At 42.5% G+C, this 26,832-nt stretch carries 16 protein-coding genes; 6 read left to right on the plus strand and 10 right to left on the minus strand.

Annotated features, from left to right (window positions below; genetic code table 11):
* Window positions 1-56 precede the first annotated feature (56 nt).
* Entirely contained in the window at window positions 57-821 is a 765-nt protein-coding gene (locus B5X76_RS01490; RefSeq protein WP_139375168.1) for a hypothetical protein, read from the minus strand.
* A gap of 250 nt (window positions 822-1,071) precedes the next feature.
* Between B5X76_RS01490 and B5X76_RS01495 the strand changes: the two genes are divergently transcribed.
* Window positions 1,072-3,408 (plus strand): PDZ domain-containing protein, encoded by a 2,337-nt coding sequence (locus tag B5X76_RS01495; RefSeq protein WP_245800893.1) that lies wholly within the window; start codon window positions 1,072-1,074, stop codon window positions 3,406-3,408.
* Between the two features lie 42 nt (window positions 3,409-3,450).
* Here the strand turns inward: B5X76_RS01495 and B5X76_RS01500 are convergent, their stop codons facing one another.
* From B5X76_RS01500 to B5X76_RS01525, 6 genes are all read right to left on the minus strand, one after another.
* Window positions 3,451-4,599: a PepSY-associated TM helix domain-containing protein gene (locus B5X76_RS01500; RefSeq protein WP_079640659.1), complete on the minus strand. Its 1,149-nt coding sequence runs from the start codon at window positions 4,597-4,599 to the stop codon at window positions 3,451-3,453.
* Window positions 4,600-4,601: 2 nt separating this feature from the next.
* On the minus strand, window positions 4,602-6,968 hold the full coding sequence (locus tag B5X76_RS01505) for a TonB-dependent receptor (RefSeq protein ID WP_079640660.1): 2,367 nt from the start codon (window positions 6,966-6,968) through the stop codon (window positions 4,602-4,604).
* A 231-nt stretch (window positions 6,969-7,199) separates the two neighbouring features.
* Window positions 7,200-9,647, minus strand: coding sequence for an ABC transporter permease (locus B5X76_RS01510; RefSeq protein ID WP_079640661.1), 2,448 nt, complete (start codon window positions 9,645-9,647; stop codon window positions 7,200-7,202).
* Between the two features lie 246 nt (window positions 9,648-9,893).
* Window positions 9,894-11,456, minus strand: a complete 1,563-nt coding sequence (locus tag B5X76_RS01515) for a DUF6850 family outer membrane beta-barrel protein (RefSeq protein ID WP_079640662.1) — start codon at window positions 11,454-11,456, stop codon at window positions 9,894-9,896.
* Between the two features lie 17 nt (window positions 11,457-11,473).
* Window positions 11,474-12,790 (minus strand): DUF4876 domain-containing protein, encoded by a 1,317-nt coding sequence (locus B5X76_RS01520; protein ID WP_079640663.1) that lies wholly within the window; start codon window positions 12,788-12,790, stop codon window positions 11,474-11,476.
* A gap of 55 nt (window positions 12,791-12,845) precedes the next feature.
* Entirely contained in the window at window positions 12,846-15,623 is a 2,778-nt protein-coding gene (locus B5X76_RS01525; RefSeq protein ID WP_079640664.1) for a TonB-dependent receptor, read from the minus strand.
* A gap of 129 nt (window positions 15,624-15,752) precedes the next feature.
* Between B5X76_RS01525 and B5X76_RS01530 the strand changes: the two genes are divergently transcribed.
* Together B5X76_RS01530 and B5X76_RS01535 are read left to right on the plus strand one after the other, a co-directional pair.
* Window positions 15,753-16,895 carry a cytochrome-c peroxidase gene (locus B5X76_RS01530; protein WP_079640665.1) on the plus strand — a complete coding sequence of 381 codons (1,143 nt, stop codon included), beginning with the start codon at window positions 15,753-15,755 and terminating at the stop codon, window positions 16,893-16,895.
* A 177-nt stretch (window positions 16,896-17,072) separates the two neighbouring features.
* Window positions 17,073-17,660: a hypothetical protein gene (locus B5X76_RS01535; protein WP_079640666.1), complete on the plus strand. Its 588-nt coding sequence runs from the start codon at window positions 17,073-17,075 to the stop codon at window positions 17,658-17,660.
* Window positions 17,661-17,994: 334 nt separating this feature from the next.
* Here B5X76_RS01535 and B5X76_RS01540 read toward each other — a convergent pair whose 3' ends face one another.
* From B5X76_RS01540 to B5X76_RS01550, 3 genes are all read right to left on the minus strand, one after another.
* Complete coding sequence (locus B5X76_RS01540; protein ID WP_079640667.1) at window positions 17,995-19,074, minus strand: resolvase; 1,080 nt, start codon at window positions 19,072-19,074, stop codon at window positions 17,995-17,997.
* Between the two features lie 731 nt (window positions 19,075-19,805).
* A complete protein-coding gene (locus tag B5X76_RS01545) occupies window positions 19,806-20,090 on the minus strand; it encodes a hypothetical protein (RefSeq protein ID WP_079640668.1) in 285 nt (94 codons plus the stop codon).
* Between the two features lie 394 nt (window positions 20,091-20,484).
* Complete coding sequence (locus B5X76_RS01550; protein ID WP_079640669.1) at window positions 20,485-20,679, minus strand: cold-shock protein; 195 nt, start codon at window positions 20,677-20,679, stop codon at window positions 20,485-20,487.
* 560 nt (window positions 20,680-21,239) lie between these two features.
* Between B5X76_RS01550 and B5X76_RS01555 the strand changes: the two genes are divergently transcribed.
* From B5X76_RS01555 to B5X76_RS01565, 3 genes are all read left to right on the plus strand, one after another.
* Window positions 21,240-21,851, plus strand: coding sequence for an RNA polymerase sigma factor (locus B5X76_RS01555; protein ID WP_245800897.1), 612 nt, complete (start codon window positions 21,240-21,242; stop codon window positions 21,849-21,851).
* An 89-nt stretch (window positions 21,852-21,940) separates the two neighbouring features.
* Window positions 21,941-23,101, plus strand: coding sequence for a FecR family protein (locus tag B5X76_RS01560; protein ID WP_079640671.1), 1,161 nt, complete (start codon window positions 21,941-21,943; stop codon window positions 23,099-23,101).
* A 138-nt stretch (window positions 23,102-23,239) separates the two neighbouring features.
* The gene (locus tag B5X76_RS01565; RefSeq protein ID WP_079640672.1) at window positions 23,240-26,830 is read left to right on the plus strand and encodes a SusC/RagA family TonB-linked outer membrane protein; all 3,591 of its coding nucleotides are present in this window, start codon (window positions 23,240-23,242) and stop codon (window positions 26,828-26,830) included.
* Window positions 26,831-26,832 lie beyond the last annotated feature (2 nt).

A 26,832-nucleotide genomic window follows, 5' to 3' on the forward strand; every position in this document is an offset into this window, starting at 1 on the left:
AAGCGAGGTGGCATTTCACTAAGAAATACCACCTCGCTGTATTCTACTCACCAATACTAGCGATCGATTATTTTAATTTTATAATAATCGTATTCATTACCATCTTCCTTGTACTGCGTCACCAATCCAAGATAGAGTGTAACATCATCTGTCCAGAATTCCTTGCCTGTCACACAAAGCCATTTATTCGTTTTCTTTTCAAATGCCTCGCTCAAATCAAGTACTTTCCGAAATTTGTTCCGTTCTTTTTTTTGAATGAAATGAAAAAAGCATTCCTGTCCTTCAAAAACTTTATTCAATCTATACTTCCCATTTGGAGATATTGTGGCTAGGTCCGGGTTTCCTACTTCATAAGTCTCTTGACCTGTACCTAGATCAAAGCTGATATCTGTAGTATGCCCCCCCTCACACAACAGGATGTCCTCATCAGGAAAATACGCTACGAAGGCATACTCCTCAAACTCCTCCTTATCCCCACTGTTGGTTCCATTCCTGAAATTGATACGTTTAATTCCTAAATAACCATCTTCGACCCTAAAATCAACAATTCCTGATAATTTCTTCTGTACAACTTCAAAGTCCGTAATCTTTACAATAGGTTGCTTCGGCTTGGCATATGCCATGGCCGAGTCAAGCTGTGCCGCCGTTATTTTTTCGATTTCTACCTTGAACGAGTGGGAATCTGATTGCACTAAATCTTTAATTTCTGCCGTAACTGTTGTCCCTGTCGTATCAGGTATAGTCGATGGAAGCGATTTCTTAGAAGTTCCTTGGCATGAAAACAGTAAGATGGCAATAGAAAAGGCTACTAGTTTTGACATATATTCCGTGTTAAGATATCTACCACCTCCTAAAGGTGACATCCAAGTCTATACTAAAGGTATGCCAAAATTATGGTACTTGAATCAAATACCCTACAGAAATATAGCACACCCCTTCCGAACCAATCCTAAACGTATTTTTTTCACACCTATAGGATACATTCTCCTAAAAACCTTATATTTAAGCATGTATTATAACCTAACCACTATAATCCGATTCACGCTATTCATTTTACTCGGATATTGTCATATGTCGACTCCAGTCTTAGCACAGCAGTCTACCACCAGCAAAAAGATCTATATTTCCCTATCGGGTAGTGACCGTAACCCCGGCACCAGGACAAAACCCTATGCCAGTCCCCAAGCCGGTCTAGATGCAGCATCAAAGCTAAACAAAGAGGGCTTCAAGGGACAAATCGAACTTATCCTTATGCCTGGGAAATACTATCTGGATAAACCTATTCAAATAGATCCCAGCTTATCGGGAACAGCGGCTTCACCCTTTACTATCCGCGCTCACATAGCGCAAGATGTTACGTTAAGTGGTGCCAAACTATTAAAGCTACACTGGGAGAAGACCGAGAATGGTCTCTGGAAAGCGACGGTCCCGAAGCAACTTAGTTTTCAGGAACTATTTGCAGATGGCAATAGACTCGTACGTGCTCGGTACCCTAATTTTGACGCGCATACAGCACCCTTCAACGGCTATGCCGCCGATGCAATCTCACCCGAACGAACTTCGGCATGGAAAGATCCCAAGGGAGCCATCGTGCACGCGCTACACGTGGGCAGATGGGGCGGTTTTCACTATCGTGTCCTTTCCAAAGATGCCAATGGGAAATTAACCTTGGAAGGTGGATCCCAAAATAATAGACCCAGCAAGATGCATGATACCTATCGTTATGTCGAAAACGTATTTGAAGAACTAGATAGCGACCTTGAGTGGTACCTAGACGAGTCTGCAGCCACCCTCTACTACCGCCCAAAAGCCGGTAAGGATCCCAATCAACAAATATTCGAAGCACCTATATTGGAAAATATAATCACAATTACGGGCACAGAATCCAAACCTGTACATGACATAAACATCGAAGGCATACGTTATATCCATACTGCTCCCACCTTTATGAAAACAGCAGAACCACTACTCCGCAGTGACTGGACTATATATCGTCAAGGGGCTATCAAACTGGAAGGTGCGGTTAGGTGTACTATTTCCAATTCAGACTTTTCTGATTTGGGAGGCAATGCGGTATTCATTAGTAATTATAATCGAGCTGTTGTCATCCGGGACAATCTTATCGAACGGATAGGTGCTGGAGCCATCAACTTTGTTGGCGGAGCAGACGCTGTACGTTCCCCCTCTTTCCGGTATGAAAATTTTGTTGCAGAGCAAGATATGGACACCATAAGAGGCCCTAAAACAAACAATTACCCTACCCAATGTGAAGCCAGCGGAAATCTGATCCGTCACATTGGTCTCATCGAAAAGCAGGTAGCTGGCGTCCAGATCGCTATGGCCTCAGCGATACGCGTCTACCACAATACGATCTACCAGGTACCTAGAGCAGGAATAAACATCGGCGATGGCACTTGGGGCGGCCATGATATCGCCTTTAACGATGTCTTCCATACCGTATTGGAGACCAGTGACCATGGCGCATTTAATTCCTGGGGCAGAGATCGCTTTTGGCATCCCAATAGAGGCCAGATGGATGCATTGGTCGCTAAGCATCCTGAATGGATCTTACTCGATGCAGTAGAGACCACCTTGATCCATGATAATAGATTTCAATGCGATCACGGTTGGGACATCGATCTAGACGACGGATCGTCCAACTACCGCATCTTCAACAACCTCTGCCTTAGTGGAGGGTTAAAACTCAGAGAAGGTTTTTACCGAACGGTGTACAATAATATCATGATCAATAATGGTTTTCACCCACATGTGTGGTTTAAGGATAGTCACGATACATTTCGCCATAATATCGTGATGCAACCCCATCAAGATATACAGGTTAAATACTGGGGAGATACCGTAGATTACAATTTCTATACACTACAGAAAGATCTAGAGAAGGATCAGGCTAAAGGAATAGAAAAACATGCCGTAGTTGTAGAAGATATACAATTCAAGAATGCTTCCGTCGGCGACTTTAGTCTTGATGGCACCAAATTAAATGGATATACTGACTTTGATATGTCCCATTTTGGCGTTAATGCCCAACGACTCCGTGTGCTAGCCGACCAACCTGAAATACCAAAAATAACTTTAGGCAAAAAAAATAAAGAAAGTGAACAATTTGATTGGAAAGAAGGCCGGTTCAAATCCGTTGAAACCTTAGGTGAGCAGTCTGCAGCCGGCTTACCGACTATAGCCGGTGTACTCGTGGTAAAACTAGCAGAGAGCTCCATTTTATACAAAGGCGGTTTGCGAATCGGCGATGTTATCGTGGGCTGTCAAGACGAAGCAATACAGGCGATCAAAGATTTTCAGACCATTACAAAACGGGATGAATATCATGCGCAGATAACCATAGATTTCTATCGCAATCAAGTCAAACAAACCTTAGTGATCAAGAAATGATTAGATTGACTAAGGAATTCTTTAAGATAGATCGTATTGATGTTATTTCGTTGTTTTATTCATCCAGATAATAAACCCTGTAATAGGTAGCGAAGCGCAGATTAGAGAAACCACAAAAGCCAAAATTTTAGTCCAGAGTCCGCCGATACTCCCCACATGGAGGTCGTAATTCATACTGGCTAGTTTATCCCCTGCTTTTACATTTTCTGAGGTTAATGCTTTTGTGATCTGACCGTCCGATCGTGCAAAATAATACCAGACAAAGTTGCTTGTTTTATCTTTGCTCAGTCGAATCTGTACATCATCCATCTCAGCGTCTACGCCACGAAGTCGTATAGACATCATATCTGCTTCTGGGTGTTGCCCTAGACTATACAGTAGTGCATTATCAATATTATTGTTGTATACCTGAGGTACAGGTCGGGGCTTAACAGTCAACGCCTCAGCGCTGGAGTCGCTAATAGACATACCATTAAAGAAAGAAATGTAGGCTGTCTTGAACCCTGGATATGCAAACAAAAGTCCTGTAATACATAAAATCAAAGCCAGCAGAGATGTATGAAAGCCTAAAACATTGTGCAGATCGTAGTTGAACCTCTTCTTCTTTGCTTTAAGGCTTAAAAACAAACTCCGCTTAAGCGCCTTTCCTTTCCACTTTTTAGGCCACCATAACGGTATGCCGCTAATGATCAAAACGATGAAAATTATGGTCGACCAGGCAACAAGAGGCTTTCCTATTGCTTTTCCAAGGAGAAGATTCATGTGGGTCTGTAGCACCAATTGAAAGAATTCATTTTTTGAGTCTTCAATTTCCTGCACCTTTCCCGTATAAGGGTTTATAAATACCCGGTCATAATAGGTATAGTAATTCCAGAAAACATTTTTGGATTCGTCAACCTCCATAGCCCTAAATACCCAAGTTCTATCAGCAGCAGGGTACAGATCCACACGAGACACCTTTTTTCCCTCCCCTAAAGCTTCTTCAGCCTTAGCCACCAACATACTGAGCGGCAGTGGTTTCACTGCGTCATCTTTACTTACATCCGTAAGATAATATTTTACCGGGTAGATCCAGGTCTTCAGATCATCGTGAAATACATAGATACAGCCTGTTATACTCACGATGACGATAACGATACCGCTGAGTAGACCTAACCACTTATGGAGCCACAGAATCCAGCTCTTGACCATGACTAAAATTTATACGACAGATTCAAACTCGTCTGCATTCCAGGACCACGTACGTAGTCTTCGTTAAGCCCTCTATACTGACTTACCGTAGGATGATAAGTTTTATTCAATAGATTCTCTACCCCGAAACCTATATTCCACTGTTTATTAACCCTGTACGACGATGAAAGATTAAACAAATCCACAGATTTCACAGGTCCTTCACTGTTATTATACTTGGACGTCTTCGGATTCACTTCAAAGCGATCACGTGACCCGGTGTGTACCCAGAATAGCTGTACATTAAGCTTGCTATTGGGTCTATAATACAAATATCCTGTTGCTTTAGGCGGTGCTATGCGTGATCCATTGAGATACACTTTACTCCCATCGTCAAATTTAGCTTCACCTTCTACATAAGCATAGCTTCCCCCTACAGTCCATTGCGGAGATAGGCGCGCATCCAGAGCAACTTCATACCCACGCACATCTTCAGGCTCACGCTGTGGCGTCAGATAGCCACCTACATCGACCAGATTGACACCTAGTTTCGACGTACTGATATAGTAGGCCGCAGAAAGGTTAAAGATCCCGATACTGCTAGAAAACCCCGCTTCATAATTATTTGTAATAATAGGATCTGTCTCTAGATTATCGATTGTATTTTCGGTAGCCCGTCTCAGAATCCTTCCCAATTCATTGATTGCAAATCCCTGTGAAAAGCTAACAAAGGGATTGAAGAAATTATACTTATTGTACCTTAGCCCAGCATTAAACATCGTCGCATTATAAGGTATCTTTCCACCTGCTACAAAGATACTGCCACTCCCATCCGCGCCAGTGGCTATCGTATTAAAATCTTTAACACGAACTGTCGCATTTTCATAACGCAGCCCACCTTTAAAGATTAAATTCTCCAATAGATCAGCCTTTACCTGCACATAAGGAGCGATGTTTGACATATTCATCTTCGGTATATACACCCTGCCATCTGTCAGGTCCTGATAGGTGACATCATTCAATAGATCTATTCCATAGGTGATCGCTGTAGAGATACCTCCCAACTGTACAGGTGTATTCATGTTTAGACGCAAACCTTTCTTTCTCGAATTGATCATCGTCTGTCCCGGACCATACCACGAACTTGATTTGGCGACATATCTATTCATCGATTGGAAGGAGTTTATATAGGCTGTCACGTCCAGCTGAGAGTTTCCAAACACATTGTCTTTAGAATAACTCAACATTGCGTTGTGATTGAATGGCGTTCCCGCTGGTTCCCCCGGTTCTTCACCACGAACTCCTATCGTCGGAGATTCGCCATACACTCCAGTCTCGCTCACATATTTGGCATGTTGTGTACTATTGAAATAATTGTAGAATCCGCTAAGAGAAGAATGCGAATCCAGTTGGTAGCCCACCTTTGTAAAAGCATTATACTGATACGAATTAGATAACCCATCGGTCTGTCCTAGCGGCAGCCCCTCACCATCCCGCTGTAATCCTGTATAATCAATAGTACCGCCGACATTAAAACTCAATTTTCGGCTTGCATTACCCGAAAAATACTGGGATACACGATAGCCCATGGTGCCATCGCTATGTATAGGATTTAATGTAGTACCAATATTCGTCTGTCCAGCTATTTTTTGATTTACGCTAGCGTTTTTAGTAATGTAATTTATAATACCTCCACCCGATCCATTGCCATAGATCGAGGTAGCCCCTTTGATCACTTCAATACGCTCCACCACGTTAGGATCGATTGTCCTCAAGTCCCGCACCCCGTTCATCAACGGAGTAGACTGAGGTATACCATCAATCAAAACCAATATTGCCCGTCCACGCAGCGTCTGCCCAGCATTGGTAGCCTTATTGGTCGCAGTTCCTAGTCCAGGTATTGTATTACCCAAAATACTGGATAGATTGGTATTAATGTTCATTTGAGATTCAATATCCTGTCGGTTCAGGATACTCACAGACGACGGCACCTGCGATATGAACTCAGGCCGTCTCCCTGCTGTCACGACAACCTCCTCCAATTGCTGATCGCCCTGCTCCAATACGATCTGAAGCGGTGATCTTACGGTATCTAGATTTACTTTTTTCTCAAAGGGTTTAAAACCTATTCCCCGTACGCCGATACGTTGCACCGTGTTACCTGTTACCGTTACTGCAATCTGACCATTTTTATCCGTACTTCCCACTGCTTCTTTACCTAGATATAGGGTAGCATCCTGAACCGGCTGTTGCTTACTACTATCCACATAAACCTGTACTACCTGCGCATAACCTTGTCCCGATGTCAGTACCAACAGCAAAGCACAGCTAAAAATATACCGATTAGCCCTTCGTTTCGTCACACTATTGAGGTATAAACCCTTAAGCATTTTATTTAGATTTAGTTTAAATAATGCGCAAATATAAAAACTTATTTTTTACCACAAACTAAGTGTAGAAAAAAACCATAGGATTGGATTTAGGTATTATACGAATTCGTTCAAGACGATGTTAAGAAAGCAGCCCTGATGGCAGCATTTGACAAGTATCTGGGTACTCGATAAAATTATTAAAGGTAGCCTCCGAGAATATCACGGAGGCTACCTTTAAATATATTTCCACTACTCCTCTTTCAAGCTGTTGACGGGATTAAGCCGGCTCACCCGTATAGCATGGTAGAATACTGTAAGAAATGCAATCAACAAGCTTACTGTCCCCGCTAGAATGAATACCCACACCTCCATATTAATTCTATAATTAAAATCCTGAAGCCAGTTATTCATTCCCCACCATCCTATGGGTACAGCGATAAGGATAGCAATCAAAATCAGCTTCATAAAGCCCAAAGACAACAGCTGAATAATGCTGGGCAAGCTTGCCCCCAACACCTTACGTATCCCGATTTCCTTGGTGCGTTGCTGGGTCACAAAAGATGCTAAGCCGAATAATCCCAAACAAGCAATAAAAACGGCTACACCAGCAAAGGAAGAGACAATAACCTGAGTCCGTTCCACATCTTGGTATACCTGCGCAAATCCCTCGTCCAAGAAGGTATAGTCTATCTTTTGGTTCGGCGAAAAACGGTTCCAGATCGTAGTGATATCTGCTATGCTCTGCTCCATATTTGTCGAGTTCAGCTTAATCGAGATCATATTAGGACTCCCCCCAATAATCATGGCCAGTGGTTTTACACCTTCACTACGCATGTTGTCAAATATAAAGTCTTCAACAACCCCTATTATCGTGTACGTCATAGAATTAGTGATTTTTGCACCGATAGGATTTGCAAGATGAAGATCCTTTACCATTTTTTGGTTGACCACGACAGCAGCCGAATCTGATGGTATGTTCATATTAAAATTACGTCCCTCCACCAGTTCAATACCAAATGTGGCCAGGTAGTCGTTATCGACAATCCAATGTTGCCCACTGAGCCCAGTCTCTTCCTTCTCTTTTCCATCGATCCAGTAGGAATTTCCATTCCTCTTTGCACCATCCATCATTACCGGCAAGTAGTCTCCGATCGAGACAGAAGTCACATTCGCCAGTTCTTTTAGTTCATTCTTCAATGTCCGCTGCCTACCGTCCAAAGTACCCGTGCCTCGCAATACCAACACCTGCTCCTTATTAAAACCAAGGTCCTTTTTCAAAATATATCGTACCTGCTGGTTAATCACCAAAGTACCTATGATGAGCGTTATTGAGGTAGCAAATTGGAATATGACCAATCCATTCCGAAACCAGTTATTACCAGTTTTCGCGCTATGGATACCTTTTAACACCGATATAGGTTTAAATTGAGAAAGATACATGGCAGGATATACCCCCGCTATCAACCCCACCAACAAACTAAAAGCCAATATCCCCGGAATAAAATACCATTCCAACCATGGAACTGTCAAATTCTTTCCGGATACCTCATTGAAAGCAGGCATTAATGCCGCGGCGACAACCAATGCCAGCAATACAGAGATCCCACTATACAATACCGCTTCGGTAATAAATTGGACGATCAATGTCCTTCGGTCCGAGCCTATCGTCTTTCTGATACCGACTTCCTTCGCACGGGTTGCTGCATTTGCTGTCGAAAGATTAATAAAATTGATAATGGCTATAACCAGAATAAAAAGGGCTATACCACCAAAAATATAGACCAGCCGAATATCTCCTCCATACTGGCCCTCGAACTTATTGGTACGAATATCTTTAGAATATAAGTGGATATCCTTGATCGGTTGCAGCGTCATTTTCGCTGTCTTCCACATGTCGTCATTCACGACCATACCAGCTTGCACCATCGCCGGTTTATAATGGTCTTGAATGTACGACTGCGTTATTTTCTCTCCGAGAGCTGCTACATCACTACCTTTTCGAACTTTGAAATACGTCGTATAGTTAGATGCTAGCCAATTGAGCTTTTCTCCCGGATAGGGTTCATGCCCACTTAACGTCATAAAAAAGTCTAGACCATAAAGACTTGAATTGCTCGGGATATCATCGATCACCGCTTTGATTGTATAGCTATTTGCTTTATCGTTGTTCAGATAGATACTCTTACCAATAGGATCACCGTCAAAGAGTTTCTCTGCTTTACGCTTGGTGATGACCATGGTCTTAGGCTCGTCCAATGCATGTGGCAATGCACCATAGATCGTCCGGGTAGGAAAGAGTTCTAAAAGAGCCTGATCGGCATAACAAAAGCCCTCCTCTCTATACAGTTCGGGACTATTAGCTACGGTCAATTGATTGCTGCCTGCGCCAAATAAAGGATTGGCCAGCAGTCTTGCCGAAAGCTCTATTTCGGGAAACTCTTCTTTAAGCACAGGTCCTACCGGTGCTGGCATAGACAATCCTCGCAAAACGGTATTATCCTTAGTAATCGTACCCACTACCCTAAAAATCTGATCCGCGTTCGGGTAGAAACGATCGTAACTGACCTCATGATGGATGTATAACATGATCATAAGAAATATAGACATACTAAAAGCGAAGCCGCCTATCTTTATGAAGGAAAAGAAACGTTGTTTCTTTAGGCTTCTCCATGCGTTTTTTATATTATTTCTTAACATGCGTTTTTCCAGTTATTGATCAGCAAAATGTACGACCAAACAGTGAACAAACAATTGTCTTGCCAACAAAACAAACACCTCATTTACAATCGATTAAAAACAAAACACCAAACAACATCCTGTCCGCATACGAACAAAAAAGTGTTCATATACGGACAGTAGTTAGAATAGGCTAAAACAGACACAGGCCCCGATTATCTCGAGGCCTGTGATTTTCTGTGCCTATTAGCTTAGCAGATCCGTTATTTAGAAGGCATACGATAGTCCCAGTTTTCCCAGAAACCAATCCTTCCCAGGTTGGTATGCCGACGACAGTTCCAGACTCGGTAGATCACCACGTCTCAGATAATCCGCCTGTACAGTAACCGACCAGTTTCGACGATTATCAGACATCACCCATCGCGTATTCCACTCGTGCAGGCTAGCTGATTGATACCGGTAATCGTGATGAATTATCCGTTTAGCCACGTCCCCCTCATTAATGACTGGCATGAGTAGGTTATGATTCAACGTATACTGAAATCCATAGTTTAGTTCGGCACGTAAAGCCAATGTCTGGGCTAGCGCAAAATTATAACCGTACCCTAGACCAGAGGCCAGCTGCGTATAGCTCAACTTGTTACCTTTTTTTCCATCTTCGCGATTCAAATCATTGAACCCAACATGTGCCATCAAAAGATTCTTCCCAAAGCTATAGTAACCTTTGGTCGATATCCTATCACGTTGACACACATAGTTATTTTGTCCAGTACTTGTACCGAGCGAATAAAGCTCATCGGCTCCACGTTCCATTTTTCCGGAAAGTGACATCGTTAGTCTACGTCCGTTTTGTAGCGGTCTAGACCATAATAGCTCCCCCTCTACAACGTCTTTGTTGTAGTCAAGCAAAATTTTGTAACCAGTCACCGAAACATCGGTCTCTTTGAAGGACTGATTTTCTCGAATATACTTTGCATTGAAGTAAATATACTGTTCCGGTTCTATCTCGTACCGGAGATTCATGCCTGCACCTCTTCTGTTTATGAAATCTTCATAACGAATATTGGTCGCCTTGCTATCCATGGTTCCATAGCCTTGCATCACCCAATTCGTATATATCACATTTTCTGATCCGGCAGCATTCTTATCATTTTTATAGCCCACCCCGACCCTTTCGGATCCATAGCCCATGATACCATTCACATGGTAGGTCCACTTCGCAATGCTATAGCCTATCCCCAAGTCAAATTGCAGGTTCATATCAGCGATATTACCTCGAGGATCATTATTCGAATAATGGGAGCCTATCCTATAATCGACTCCAAGTGTGACTGGAAGCCGTCCGTCCATAAACTGTTGCTGTACGGCCGCGTCTAGCTTATAAGTCTCCCGGTTATATTTATTCTTACGAATAGAAGCGTAATAAAAAGGTGCATCCTCGTTCCATCTAGTCTGATGTCTTAGCGCCGTACTATCCTCACTCGTGCGTTCATAAGCAAACTTGCCCCAGAAATCCGTTTTGTTCCATCGGGTCTTACCCTCTGTATCAAAACGGAACTGTTTGATACCATCGGCTCCCTGTGAGGGCTGCAACTGTCCCTGCCCCCATGATTGGGATACAGCCAATAACGATGCGCCATTTTTAAACCCATCCCGTATCCATACCCTATTTTTCAGGGTCATCTCGTGTAAAGGCTGATAAGCCCTATCCTGCCAATAGGCTATCGGCGTGACCGAGTCTAACTTGTTATTATTGTCGTACTGAGCCTGTGCTGGCAACAGAAAAAAAACTAACAATACAACTAACACAAAAGGCTTTAAAGGCAACATTTATAGACAATTAAAAATTAATTAGAAAATCCCCAAGGATTAGCTTTTATGACTACAAAGTCCTCTGTAGAATTGTTAGAGTCCTTCAGCTTTACAACACCATTTTCCGTTTTTTCAGTCTTACGTATAATCGATTGTGAAGAATACCTACCCGCCGTCGCAAAGCTGAAACCCGCATCCACACTAGCATGTAGCTTCTTTGGTATACGATCGGCTGCCAAGGTAGGCTGCACCTCTACACCATCCGTAATCCAACTAATTGGCAATTGCTTATAGACAACAGCACCAGTACCTGGAGCTACCGACTGCGGCGCATAATAACCTTTAAGCGCATCTACCTCAGTTCTACTACTTCTCCGGAATACCACATAGCTATCTCGTCCGTTATTATCCAATACCCAATCGCTACCCTCATAAGCCAGAATCTCCAGATTAGGTACGTCTAAGTTGTCAATATCGGAAGCCAACAGCTTCTTCCCTGGTATTTCGCCATAGTGCACCTCAAAATTCGCCTTGCTCAGATCTACCGTTAGATCGGGGTTACGCACGCTAACCTCTTTTCCATTGTTTCCGACAAAAGGCACCTTATGATTCAAAGCATTCTGTGCGATCACAATACTTTTTCCAGGCTGCACTGGATGTGACTTCCCTGTACCAGGCACCATAAGCAAGTCGCTAAGGTATACATAATCCGTGTTAGCCGCTTCGCCTATGCTATTACTAACAGACCTAGACCAATCCATCTGTCCGTTGCTTTGATAATAATATTTTTCTGTATCAGTGGTACTTTGTTTCCCCCAAGCGCGTGCGATGTAGAGACTATCGGCATACAATACACGATCCGTATTATTGTGAATCTCTATAAACTGATCTCTGAATACAGCACCTTCCTTTGTATCTGATCCGGCGTAATAGATCTGCTTGATCACAAAATCACCAATCAGCCCGGTCACCAGCTCCATATCGATAGTCGCTGAAAAATCCAGGTTATAGTTTTTCAACGAAGCATTAAATACCACGTCATCCGCTTTCTCAATCCCGGTCAGATTCTTATAATTTTCTTTCGTGATGGTCACCGAGGCATCGATATCATATTTCCCAGGAGCCAATCCATCCATGGTCACTATACCATCCGAAGGCTTGAACAGGGCGCTGTTTCCGGTAGAGAGATTGGTCAATTTAAGTTCCACCTTAGTAAGGTCCAATTTTGTATTCAGCTGCTCATCCGCATAGCTCAATTTGACCTGCACATCTATCGGTTGAATAGTAGGCCCATCCTTTTTACAAGCCGCAAAAGGTAATAATAAGAAAGGTATTAAATAACGTGTTTTCATTATAATAACGTGTTTTTATATGCTTTAGTAATTGTTTGTTATCGATATTAAAAAGTTAAAACTTATAGGTCATCTGTGCTCCATAATTAGGCGTTCCGTTTGGTGCTCGCACAGTTCCAGCGGCCTCTTTATAAATTCTTGGCTGATAATCAAGAAAATTATAGACGTTAAAAGACAGGTACAGATTCTTACCGATTTCCTTAGCCATACTCAGGCTAAAATTCCAGTATGTCAGATTATCCATCGCTCTTCGTTTCATAACGTCTTCTTTTCGCTTATTGAACAGCTCCTCATGATGTGCGTTGTTGGGATCAAACTGATCGACAACGTAGTGGGTGAGATCTTTGGTGTAATACTCTCTTGGATAAAAATCCTTAAGACTAGACTTGGTATAATTCAAGAGTTCGACGTCGGCACTCAACTCGATAATAAGCCGCAACCTCGGCACATGCGTCGAACTACGTATAGACCCGCGACTGAGATAGTTGCGTCTTTGGGTCGATGGGAATAAACCGATATGTACAATATTATCCGCTGTCTCCTTATCATTGAATGATGCGGACTCCAGATTAGGATCTTTATTGACCGAAGAAGTCAATGCCGCTGTGGCCGAGAATGAGGTCATAATCGCGCTAATCCGTGGGGTACTATACATGACCTCAACCCCAAGGTTATCATTAGATCGATCGTTAGTAAAATAATTATCACTGATCAAGTACCGCCTATAACCTGTGATGTCGAGCATCGGCTTCTGTCCTGGAACAGGAGTTGCTTTATATTCAGGTAGCAGCAATGTCTGCCGTTGCCCTACAGTGGATACCACACGATCATTCCGTTTATAGAATAGGTTGGCCCGTAGCGAATGTCCTACCTTATTCCATGTTAATGAAGTTTCGAGTGTCTGCCCTACACTACTTTTAAGCCCCTTGCTATCTACATCATTACGATGTACATAAAATATTACCATGCTCTCCGCTACCTTTCCATTGTATGCATTCAGCAATAAGATATCCTCGAATGACGGTCCAGGGTAAAGGTGCGCCAATCCTGGAGATTTGAAAGAAATACCATAAGCCACCCCCAGCCTAAGATTGTCGCTAAGCTTATAATTAATATTCGTCCTCGGTGAAAGAGAGGAATATCCATTCATGATATCCCATCGTACACCTGCCTGCATGTTAAGTTCACGTCCCATCAGCTCCATTCTAACGGCGTCATCTAGGTAAATCCCTATATTCTGTAGGTTATGCGCCAGTGAAAAATCGTAGTACCTATCCGATGCATTACCGCCCAGATCTTTTTTAGGACGAGATGGGTCCACAATACGTCCTCTGCCTAGATTCGTGTCAAAGCTATAGTTGGCACCAAGACTAAACCGGTGCTGCACTTCCCCTGTATAGTACCTTCCATTCATCTCTAGACGACCATTTAGATTGAACGGTCTATTCTCCACATGATCTACAGCATCATATTGCCCCGGAGCATATTCGGCTTCTACTATCCCAGAGTACAACGTGTCTGTATAAAATACGGGATCTCCGTTATAGTAATATTCCCGATAAGTTGTTTGTAAAGAAGAGCTCGCCCCTAGATTAAAACCGATACGATCGATAATACTATTCTTTACCGTAATCGATGTACGACTAGATGCATTCCAGTTGGATCCCCCGAACGACACCGCATTAGACAAAGGATCGTCTGGATCTTTATTAACCCCATCAAGTACCCTGTTGTATGTTGCCGACAGGGTCTGTTTCACCTGCCCATAAGTATTGGTCCATATCGCGCTACCATTGATTCTTCGGTACTGTTTCAGTTTATCCCTATTATCCGCATATGAGTTGACATAACCTGCATCGAGGTTCATCATTCCCCATTTTTTGCCCAGCGCAAAACCCTTTGAAAGACCATATGAAGTTGCATTGCTACGAACTTGTAACCTGAAAAAAGCTGGAGTCCGACCAGCCTGCCTCTCGACGATGACCGCTCCATTAGAAATATCACCATAGCGCACGGGAGCTACACCTGATATCACCTCCACACTTTCAATATTCTCCACTGGGATCTGTCTTAAATCGATACCACCAAACACATTTTCACCCGAATAAGAAGTACTAGAAATGGGTCTTCCTTTGGTACCATAGTCCGATGGACGGATCGCATTAGTCGCATTAGACATGCCGGTGATACCGGGATTACGTCCTCCCATATTTCCATTATTGCTCATCGCTATATCATCAACGATAATCGCCACACCAAAAGCATTTCCCAGTTCATGTACATCTCGAGCACGTCCTGTAGTCTGTGAAAAAGCCCCACGCAAAGTCAAATTCTGCATCTCCTGTACCGAAGGACCTGTATTCATTCGATTAGGCAAGCGGTTCAATAAATCATTAAGACTTAATGCCGGAAACCGCTCGATCATCTCCCTATCAAATACCAGCGATGAGTTACTCCGCTGCCCCTGCGAAGCCACGACCGGCACTTCTTCCAGGGCTAAGCTATTGTCCAGCAGCGTAACCGTAGACACCTCGCCCTCAGTATTTAATACCAGTGAAATATTCTTGGTCTTCTTCCCTATAAAACCGATCTGAAGGGTGTTCTTCGCATTTGCCGTTTGCTTGGGTATATGCAAGTGATACATTCCATTTGCATCTGTAGAGACGGTCTGCTCTAATTCGACCAAGGTTACTTTAGCCCCCACCAATGGTTTGTTATCTACACCTACAACCTTTCCTTTGATAGATCTGTCCTGAGCGAGCAATGTCGTACAGATCAACAATTGCATCACTACAACAACAGAAAACCGAACAAAACAGGCAAAATAATGCATCCTAAAGCGCGTTAATAATTTTAAATAAGTCTAAATAACACCGCAAATGTAACAAACCTATTGCTTTATTCGAAACAATTTTTAATCAATCTAAATAATAATGTTATTTTTGCAGGATAGAGACGAGAAATGAAGAAGATTTTAATTCTATCGGTACTAGGCGCTGTGATTGTTTTTGCGTCATTCACAGACAATATTGGAAGACAAGGCACACTACTCTTGGATAGTAGTATTACAGCGCTATACAAGCGCCCACTGAACCTATGGCCATCACCCACTATCGATAGTGGGGTACAGTGGACCGAATTCAGTTCGCTGCCCCGGGTAGACAGCAGTTACTTTACCTTGATGGAACAGCCCGATGTGGTACTGGGCAAAAACCTCTTCTTCGACCCTATCCTTTCGGGTTCCAACCAGATTTCGTGCAGCAGCTGCCACAACCCACAGACTTCCTGGGCTGACAAGCTTACGGTGCCGATAGGGCACGACCACCGCGAAGGTAGTCGCAATACCCCTTCTCTATTGAATGTATATGCCCGTAAAACCTTTTTCTGGGATGGTCGCGCGAGTTCGCTCGAATCACAGGCATTAGGGCCTATCGAAGCTCATCACGAGATGAATATGGATCTCACCAAGCTGATCCCCAAACTGAAAGCCATTACAGCCTACAATGAACTTTTCATGGCAGCTTATAACGACGAGGACTATTCGATGCCCGAGGTACTCCGTGCGCTGGCTGCTTTTCAGCGCACCTTGACCAGCCGTCGCAGCCGGTTTGATGAATTTATCGACGGAAATTATAAAGCGCTGAATGAACAGGAGATACGTGGGTTACATCTATTCCGTAATAAGGCGAGATGCATGAATTGCCACAGTGGCAAATTCTTTACCGACGAGTCCTTTCACAACATAGGGTTAACTTATTACAAGCGCAAGTACCAGGATCTCGGCCGCTATGATGTCACTAAAAATCCGGACGACGTCGGTAAGTTTCGCACCCCCTCACTGCGGGATGTCATGAATACCGATCCTTGGATGCACAATGGACTATTTTGGGATATGACAGGCTTATTGAATATGTACAACAGTGGCATGCAGATGAACTCGCCCAAACCCGGTCAAAAAGAAAATGACCCGATGTACCCGGTCACCGACCCTTTGATGAAAAAACTAGAGCTCAGCAAGGATGAGATCCAAGATATCAAAGCGTTCTTAGAGTCGATCACAGCAACGAAGTACCGGATGCACCGACCTGAGAAACTACCGCGCTAAAGATCTATTTCAAAGAGCAACTATTAGACCCAGAAGAGGTTCTTCTAAAACGGATGAGCGTACAGTCAAACAGTAAAGAGATTAAGATACAATAAGACACGAATTATAAATATAGCCGATAATAGGGATTGCCTTTGTCTTCAATTGTTCTTAATATTGAAATCTATTTGGACAACTATGTACGTAAAATATTTACCGATCTGCTTATCTGTACTTTTGATAAGCGCATGCAATCAAAAAAGCAACGATTCAGATCGAAAAACAGCCGCTTCTGCAAATGTAGCAGCTCAGAACGATGTATCCGACTCTACAGCTACTCAAACAGAAACCACGAAACAGTCTAGTGATCAGGGAGAAGAATGGCTAAAAAATATCTTTAAAAATAACAACTCTGACAAATATTTCCCGGAATACAACGTGGAAGAAAAGCTGTGCACCAAGCAGTTTCAGGAATTCATAACCGAATCGGGTGAATTGTACGGCCCTTCAAACCTTACTGATGAAGAATATCCTGCAGCCGAAAAAAAGTATAAAGAAAAATGGTCCAAAATATATCCCATCGAAGAGCGTGAGATGTGGCTATTTGGAAGAGGCAACGGCGACATCGGAGAGCTGAAGCAATTAGACATCAACAAGATCAAAGATGGGCTGTACCGTGTATTTATTGATTATGGCGGTGGCTTTAAAACAGAAAATGAGGTAACCCTAGTCCGCGATAATGGCAATTACAAAATTGATTACTGCAAGACAGTATTTGTTGATTAATTACAGTGCGGTGCTATACTTTAGATTGCTTCATTCTTCGCAATGACGTATTACGGTGAACTCGCAAGCTCGGTTGGGGAACCATCTCGTCATCCCGATTGAAGCGTAGCGGAATAGAGGGATCTAGAAGCTATAATATTAATCCTATACAGTTTGTAGACCTTCCGATACTCGGAACAAGTACTCCACAAGGTTCCCGAGGTACACTCGGGACTCCGCGAGAGCCTGTCCCGATTTATCGGGATGACGTTAGTTTTACTGTCATTAAAACTCCTCTGTGTTTGTTAAAAAACTTATCTCTCGCAATGACGTGTGTTATGGATCGTCGCTCCTACTAAAACCAATTTTCCTTCACTTGGATTTTTAAGAAAGCCATCTTTTGTACTTTTCCCTTTGCCGGGGCCGAATTGAGCGGATACACTGCTGCATAGAAAGTATTCTTATCTGCCCAGAACGCTTTTTTATCATCGGCTATTTTGAAGTTGGTAAAGTTTACGTACAAGAGGCCTTCCTGGCCTTTTTCCTGCGGCACGTATTTGCTGATCACAAAATCACTTCCTACGCTAGAATTGGATGTAACCCAGGATATGCAGTTTCTGACAGGAAGAACCTGAGGATAACCTACGGCATACATATTAAATTTGACTGCAGAGATCGGCTCGAAAAAAGTGTAATAATCCTCATTAGCGGCGTCCGAGCTTTCGTGAAACACCTCCAAGTTTAAAAACTTCGATTGGCCGATATACGCACTGTAAAATGTCCCATCCTCCTCGGAGGTATTTTCATATGGGGTAATATTGTACTCTTTATCCTTATCGACCAAGGTCCAATTGTTATTCTTTAATTTAACGTCTGGATTCTTCAGCAATACTTCATCGATTCTATTTTTTGAAGCTTTCAAAAATTCCTGTTCCGATACTTCGGCAATCGTTCCATATTTATCGAAAGACTTATTATCGAAATCATCTACCGCTTTATACGTGCTGCTTCTGATCTCATCGAGCTTCGCCCCTTTTAGGGTCAAATCAAATGAAGCTGTAAATTCAGATTTCAACACATAAGCTTCAATGCTATTCGAAATATTGTTTTCAATACTAAAATGTATCGCATAAAAATCACCAGACTCCTCAAAACCATAGTAATTATCCAGCTTATGGCGCTGCACTTTGAGGTAAGCCGAGTCATTGCTAGGCGCTACAAAAAAATGCACAGAGTCTAGCTTCGTAAATAAATGAAAGGGCACTTCTTGCACATTATCTACACCTTTTATCTTCTTAAAGTCGGCAAAGGTAATTGCTTTTCGTGTAGCCTGCGCTTCGACTTTGTCCGCTTCCGATTTTTTATCCTGTGAATTACAAGCCGTCGTCATACCTATGACTGCAGCGACGATGACCATCTTATTTAGAACCCTCATGTATAAATACACTATTTTCCGCGAAGATACCAGTAATCATACAATCCAACAACCAAACGGCCCAATATACCCGATAATTGGCTGAAAACAGGGATACATAAAAGATAAAATCTTAATCAACTTGGATTCCATTTATTAATGATAAAAAAAAGAAGAGATTCACCAGGCGGGAATCTCTTACATAACCAATTATAAACCTATTGCTATTTTGAGAATAGTAAAATTAATAAAAACTGAAATAAAATCAGTATTTATAATCAAATATACTATTTAAATTCATAAAACATAAAAATAAAACAACAAAACAAACTATTTATAGATAAAACAACAAAATAAATACCATAAAATTATCAAAACAACAACAAACAAAGACAAAACACCAATAAAAAACAAAGACTAATAAACAAAAAAAATGCATTATTCTTAAAAACACCAAAAACAAACGAAAAATCAAAGCAACTATATAGCATATTTTCAAATCACCCCTTTTCCAACAAAAGCAAGAAAGGATGATCACCCATCAATAGCTACATTATCGAAGTTAATAGTACTACATTGCTCGTACAGTTATTCCTTTTGCCGAAAAAAGCACCCACCTTTATTATCGCAACGACAATTACAGTAACCAAGGTCGCGATAATTATAAAGCCCCGATCACCTCGAGGCCCATTTGTTATGCTATTATCACCTAGCTAGCGCAATGACTTTAGCACCTGTTGACATCCAACTATTTAATCAAACAGCACATCCCTAGAAGTGGTATACACCATTCCGTGTAGCTCATCCTCTTTCATATTGTCTAGCGCATATTGTATGCGTACGATCACAGGATGGCCCAATGCTAGTTTATAGCCCCTATCATTGAGGTTATAGCGATATTTCGCTATACTGATGATCTGCTCGGGGTACCAGTAGATTTCGGGATCTGTAAGTCGGTTATTTGATGTCAGTACGTTATAGCCCTTATCCTTTAGGACACGTAATATCTCGTGCGTAATCTTTTCAAACTGTATCATAAGATCCCATACTATTTTTTCTTTTTATCAAAGAAATTAAATGTCGTTTCTTTAGAATTGGAATCCTTTTCCTTTTGGTAAGATGATTGCTTTTTCTCGGTTGTACTCTTTGGCTTTTTCTGATCTTTACTCATGATATTATGGATTAATTATTTTATTAAAAAAAATTGTAATAATACAGAGGGTAGTCGACGTTTCTAGACGATAATTCACTGTTTGGGGACCAGGCGTATAAAACGATTCGTCTGACATAAGGAACAAATCTGCTCGTGGGGGGTTAAGTTTATGCGCAGTTTGCTATTGGTAAATATACCATTAAATATTTGGTAATCAAAACAAAATGCGACAGACTTTCGCCTGCCGCATCGAAGGTAAAAAAAATGAAATGAACAAATTATCTTGCTACGCGAACATTCGTTGCGTTGATTCCTTTTTTCCCGTTTTCTACATCAAATGTTACGGTATCATTTTCACGTATATGACTTACTAAACCTGTCGAGTGTACGAAAACATCAGCACCACCGTTTGATGGTGTAATAAAACCGAAACCTTTTGTCTCGTTAAAGAACTTTACTATTCCTTCTTGCATTGTATTAACTATTATTGATAAAAAATTATTTGACTATTTACTTATCGGCATTTAAAAACCGATTTAAAATCTATTATTTCTTGTTTCAGCAATCTTAACCCCAGGCTGGTATGCCCTCGACTAAGCTTGAATAAACGGAAGTACACGGCTATACCAAAAAATTGCTGGTATACACAATGTGTCACATGTTAGCAGAAATATATGGGGGAATTAAAAATATTGATTCAATACCACTCAGCAAATGCTGTACATATCATTGATAACCTTAAAATGGCATCTGAGAAAGCTGGACTGAAAGAAGTGAAGAGTTAACTTAACGAAGTCAGAAAGAGCGTAGGCAGGGCCTTATAATAACACAAAGGTAGGATTAACTTTTTGTAAAAACAAGTAAATCAATATATTTCGTACAACCGCAGCAAAGCCACCATCGGTATTTTATACAAATAGATCCGTAGCATTTCCGATTCTCCGTGATAATGCGGGGTAAACTGGGACGGGGTTTAGGATTAAAAATAATATTCATTTTGAAAAATGGGATTCAAACAGAATAAAGTCTATATTTGCAGTATACTATTTCTAACCTTATGGCTATCTCTCCCCTTTCTAATGAGAGCGAATTACTAACACAGATTGCAACCGGAAGCCCGAAGGCGTTCAGGGATATATTTGACCATTATCACGGCTATGTATATACGTTTGCCAAAAAGATAACCCGTTCGGAGACAGAAGCAGAAGAGATCGTACAGGATATATTTCTCAAAATATGGTTTACCCGCAATAATCTTCTAGAGATAAATAATTTCGGAGCTTACCTCAGCCGTTTGGTTCGCAATAAAGCGTTAAATCAACTACGATCCGAATCTATACGGCACAAAGGTAAAGACGAGGTCCTTTCCAATAGTGCCCCCTACGATCTTAGCACCCAGCAAGTATTGGACTACAAGGAAGTCAGAAATATCCTCGATCAGGCTTTAGCACTACTTCCCGAAAAGCAACGGGAAATATACCTCATGTGTCACGAACAGGGGCTCAAATACGACGAAGTAGCCGCGCAGCTAGACATTTCCAGTCACACCGTACATTACCATATGAAACAGGCTTTGCAGTTTATCAGAGAGCACTTCAATAAGTATTCTTTAGTCTATCCTGCCCTTCTGATTTTATTTTTTTAAACTATTTTCACTTTTCGACTACCTGATTATTTCGCTGAGGTGTCATAAGATTACAAAGGCCATAAAAGCCTTAAACTAACTGGAATTTTATGCATACAGAAAATAAGAGGTTAACCACGCTCTTCACCCAATATATAGATAATACACTCAACGAAGAGGAGTACCGGGAATTTACGAGCTATCTTGACAATCCTCTTTTTCAGGATCAATTAGGGCAACTCATCTCTCATACCTATGAGAATCCCACTACGCTATCTCAGATGACGCCGCCACAGCGAGAGGCTATAGTACAACGTATTACACAGGCCGACACCTCCAGATCGGTTTCCATTTTCAGAACCCGAAAAATATGGACCGTAGCGGCAGCTATCCTATTCATCCTGGGGCTGGGCTATATCTTCTTCCCGTATCAGAATACCACGCATACCGTAGACATGATGGCGCTAGACACGGTCATCAGTCCTGGTCGCTCGGGAGGCCGCCTAGTTTATGCTGACGGTACGACCTTAAATCTTGACGAAAGCAAGGCCGGATTACAGATTACAGATCAGTCTGTCCGTTATGCTGATGGCACTCCCCTAAATGCAGGGACCTCAAAGTCCAAGGCCATCGAAGCCATGGTATCCACCGATTATGGACAGACCTACCGCATCGCACTACCGGATGGTTCTCAGGTATGGCTCAATGCGGGCTCTCAACTACATTTCAGAACCGACCTGCACGAAGCCCCGATACGTCGGGTAAAACTTATAGGTGAAGGTTATTTCAAGGTATCGAAAGACCTACAAAGACCATTTGTAGTCGAGGCAGATAACCAAAAGATCGAAGTCTTAGGCACCGAGTTCAATATCAGCAACTACCCACAGGAGCACACCGCAACAACCCTTCTCGGAGGGTCCATCAAGCTATCGCTGCGTTCTTCGGATGGGCGGGTATCCAGGATCTTAAAGCCCAACGAGCAAGCCACCGATCAGGGGCAGCAGTTGTTGGTACAAACTGTAGATGCCCGTACGTCTATCTCCTGGATGAATGGAGATTTCAACTTTAATGACGAGACCGTGCAACAGATTATGAACAAAGTCGCACGTTGGTATAATGTAGAAATTATTTACCAACCGGGATTTAAAGACCAAAAACTAATGGGTACGATCTCCAAATTTGAAAATATAGACAAGGTACTGAAGATGCTGGAATACACCGGCACTGTCAAGTTTAAAATAGAAGGAAGGAGGATATTTGTGATGAATTAAAGCTATACTTAACCGAGGTAATCACAAAAAATAACCAAAGGTGTTGGAAGCACCCTTGGTCGAAATAAGGATTTACCTCTTAACATACGAATTGACCTTAATTAATACATTAAAACTAACCCCTAATTAAACAAAGATATGATAATTTATGATTTCTTTGGGAGTATTAACACGCTTATTCCTAATCAAATAAACAGAATCGTGAAACTAACCACCTTCCTTCTGACGGCTTTTATTATCCAGGTCAGTGCGCATGTAAACGCACAAAAGGTCAGCCTGAATGTCAAAAATAAAACACTGGGCACTGTATTAGAGTCCATAAAAAAACAGACGAATTATAACGTACTGTACCCCAGCAAGATCAACCAGACAGGCAAATTGGTCAGCATACAGGCTGATCAGCGCGAACTGGTAGAGGTGCTGAATAACTGCTTCACCGGCCAGCCCTTCTCTTATATCATCGAGGAGAAGACGATCATTGTTAAAGAAGTACCGCTGCGTTTACAGACGGACAACAAGCGGTCCCTCTTACATACGACCGACATCCAACAAGAACGGTCTATTCGAGGCCGTATTACCGACAGCCAAGGTAAACCTTTGGTGCGGGCGACCATCACGGTCAAAGGTACTAACCTCAAGACCAGCACCGATGAAAAAGGAGAGTTTGAATTCAAGGATGCTTCTATAGGCGCCAAGCTCAGTGTCCAATACTTAGGCTATCAGACCAAAGAACTTACAGCAACTAAAAGCTACGTCGACATCCAACTTCAGGAGCTCATTGCCGAGATCGAAGAGATCGACGTTGTCAATACCGGTTATCAGACACTGCACAAAGAGCGCAGTGCCGGAGCTATTGCAAAAGTCAATATGGACGTGGTTGCTAACCGTACGACTTCGATGAATATCCTCCAAAGCTTGGATGGACAAGTACCTGGTCTGGTGGTCAATAACGTACCTAACCGCAACCAGCTATTAATTCGAGGGCTTTCTACCACAGGAGGCTCTACCGGGACGGGCACCACAGCCCAACCGCTATACGTAGTGGATGGACTAGTCCTGCCCCCTACGAGCAACGACAATTTGCCAGATATTATCTTAAACCTGAATCCACAAGACGTTCAGAATATTGAAGTGCTCAAGGATGCTACCGCAGCATCGATCTGGGGAGCCCGTGCAGCCAACGGTGTGATCGTCATCACCACCAAATCCGGTCAGTTCAACAGTAAGACCCGAATTAACTACAATGCATTTGTCAACTTTCAGGGCAAACCACAGCTGGACTATGTCCCTATGCTCAATTCCCAACAATTCGTACAGACCGGCATCGAACAATTCAATGTAGGTCACAACAGTTGGAACACGGTATCCGCGCTTAATGGTGGTGGGATCCAACCCTTGCAAATGATCCTATATAACCTCGAGCGCGGTATTATCAGCCAAGAGCAGGCCAATGTCAGCTTAGACAGTTTATCGCGTATTGACAATAGCAAGCAGATCAAAGACCTGTTTTACCGGAATGCTATGCTGAGCAATCAGACCGTATCTATTTCCGGTGGTGGCGACAAGTATTCTTACTATGGATCGGCCAGTTATACCAACACCGTAGACAACGTACCTGGCAATAAAAACAAAAATTACAAGGTCAATTTACGTCAGGATTACCAGGTAAATAACTTCCTACGTTTTCATTTGATAACCGACCTGACGACCGGCAAAGGAAGCTCAAAGCGCAATCTAAATGTAACCAGCGATTTCACCCCTTACCAACTCTTTAGGGATATGGATGGCAACAACCTATCCATTCCATTCCTGACTTATCAATCCGATTCTGTATTACGTTCCTCCGAAGCGAGAAGCAGGATCAGCCTGGACTACAATCCGCTGGATGAATTTGAAAGAGGAAATACCCAAACCGACAATCTCCTGGCTAGAATCAACGGGGGATTCAAATTAAATCTTTTCAAAGGTTTAAAATTTGAAGGAACCTATGGTTATATCAAAGGAAAAAACAAAATCCGTGATTTTGAAAGCCTTCAGAGCTATACTGTCCGCAAAGAGATCGTACAGTTTACCGTTGCGGCCAATCCGACCGTAGCCCCAAAATATTACCTTCCTACCAATGGCGGACGGCTCACCACGATCAATGGAGATCAGCACAAATGGGATATCCGTAATCAGTTGTTGTACGACAACCGCTTTGGCAAACATGAGGTGATGGCACTCTTAGGGCAAGAGGCGCAGGAAAATTTCAATACGACCACGCAGAGCCGTGTACGTGGATTTGACGAAACCTTACTCACCTCCGGTTCGGTTGACTTTGCCACCATAGCTGCCCCTGTAATGAATACCGTATTGCCTACTATCAGTACATTGGCAAGTTCTATGATCAATGATAGCTTTTTAACCAATGAAACCACAACCCGGTTTACGTCCTATTATGCCAATGGTTCTTATACGTATGACCGCCGCTATACGATCAATGCCAGCTGGAGAAACGACCAGAGCAATCTTTTTGGAAAAGATAAATCTGCCCAGAACAAACCGATATGGAGTGTAGGTGGTAAATGGAATATCAGCAATGAATCCTTTATGCGCTCCGTACCTAGCGTACAACAACTATCCTTGAGACTTACATACGGTATTACCGGCAATTCGCCTAATGTCGGCGTAGCCTCATCGCGGGATATCACAGGACCTACCGGAAGTGCATTCTTTCCCGGAAGTATAGGTATGCGTGTCATCACACCTGGCAATCCCAATCTTTCCTGGGAGCGTACGGCTACTACCAATATAGGTATAGACTTCAGTATATTGAACAATAGGCTTTCGGCCAATATCGATATGTACCAAAAGAAAACAACCGATCTTCTGGGCTTGGTATACCCCAATTCGCTAACCGGATTTACTTCCGTCGTGGGCAATCAGGGCGATATCACCAATAAAGGAATCGAAGCCAATATTTTATCACAAAACATTGTGGGCCGAGAGTTTAGCTGGTCTACCAATTGGATCTTTGCATACAATAAAAATACGGTAGACAAGATCTCCATGACCACTCCTATCACCACGGGAGCACAGCGCTTGCTTTCTTCGGTGGCAGAGGGCTTTCCTGCCTACACCCTATTCGCTTATAAATACGGCGGGCTAGACAATACAGGAGCCCCTTTGGTTACATTAGCCGATGGTAGTACGACCAGCGCCCGTAACATCACCAAACCCGAAGATATCGTCTATACAGGTACGATGCAGCCTGTCTGGAATGGTGGATTGACCAACAACTTTCAATACAAAGATTTCCGACTTTCAGCCAATATGGTGTACAATATGGGCCATAAGATGCGCCGTCAGCGTTTTCTCAACTATGGGCAGCTATTGACTACAAATGTGCATGTCGATTATATGAATAGGTGGAAGCAAGCCGGTGATGAAGCGTATACCGACATTCCGGGACAGATCAATTCGTCGGCCAATGAGGTAAACTATTTTATCTATGGAGACAATAATGTGCTATCCTCTTCCTTCTTAAAATTGCGGGATATCACCCTATTCTACAATTTGCCAAAAGAAGTAGCCAGCAAGATCAGGGCACAAGGTATAACACTACGTGCGCAGGTATCCAATGTACTCTTATGGGCTGATAACAAATACGGCATCGATCCCGAATTTCAGGATCTGATAGCTCCGGCCAATCAGAACACCATTTCATTCGGCATCAATCTATCACTTTAAAC

The organism is Sphingobacterium nematocida (assembly GCF_900168125.1).
GTDB lineage: Bacteria > Bacteroidota > Bacteroidia > Sphingobacteriales > Sphingobacteriaceae > Sphingobacterium > Sphingobacterium nematocida.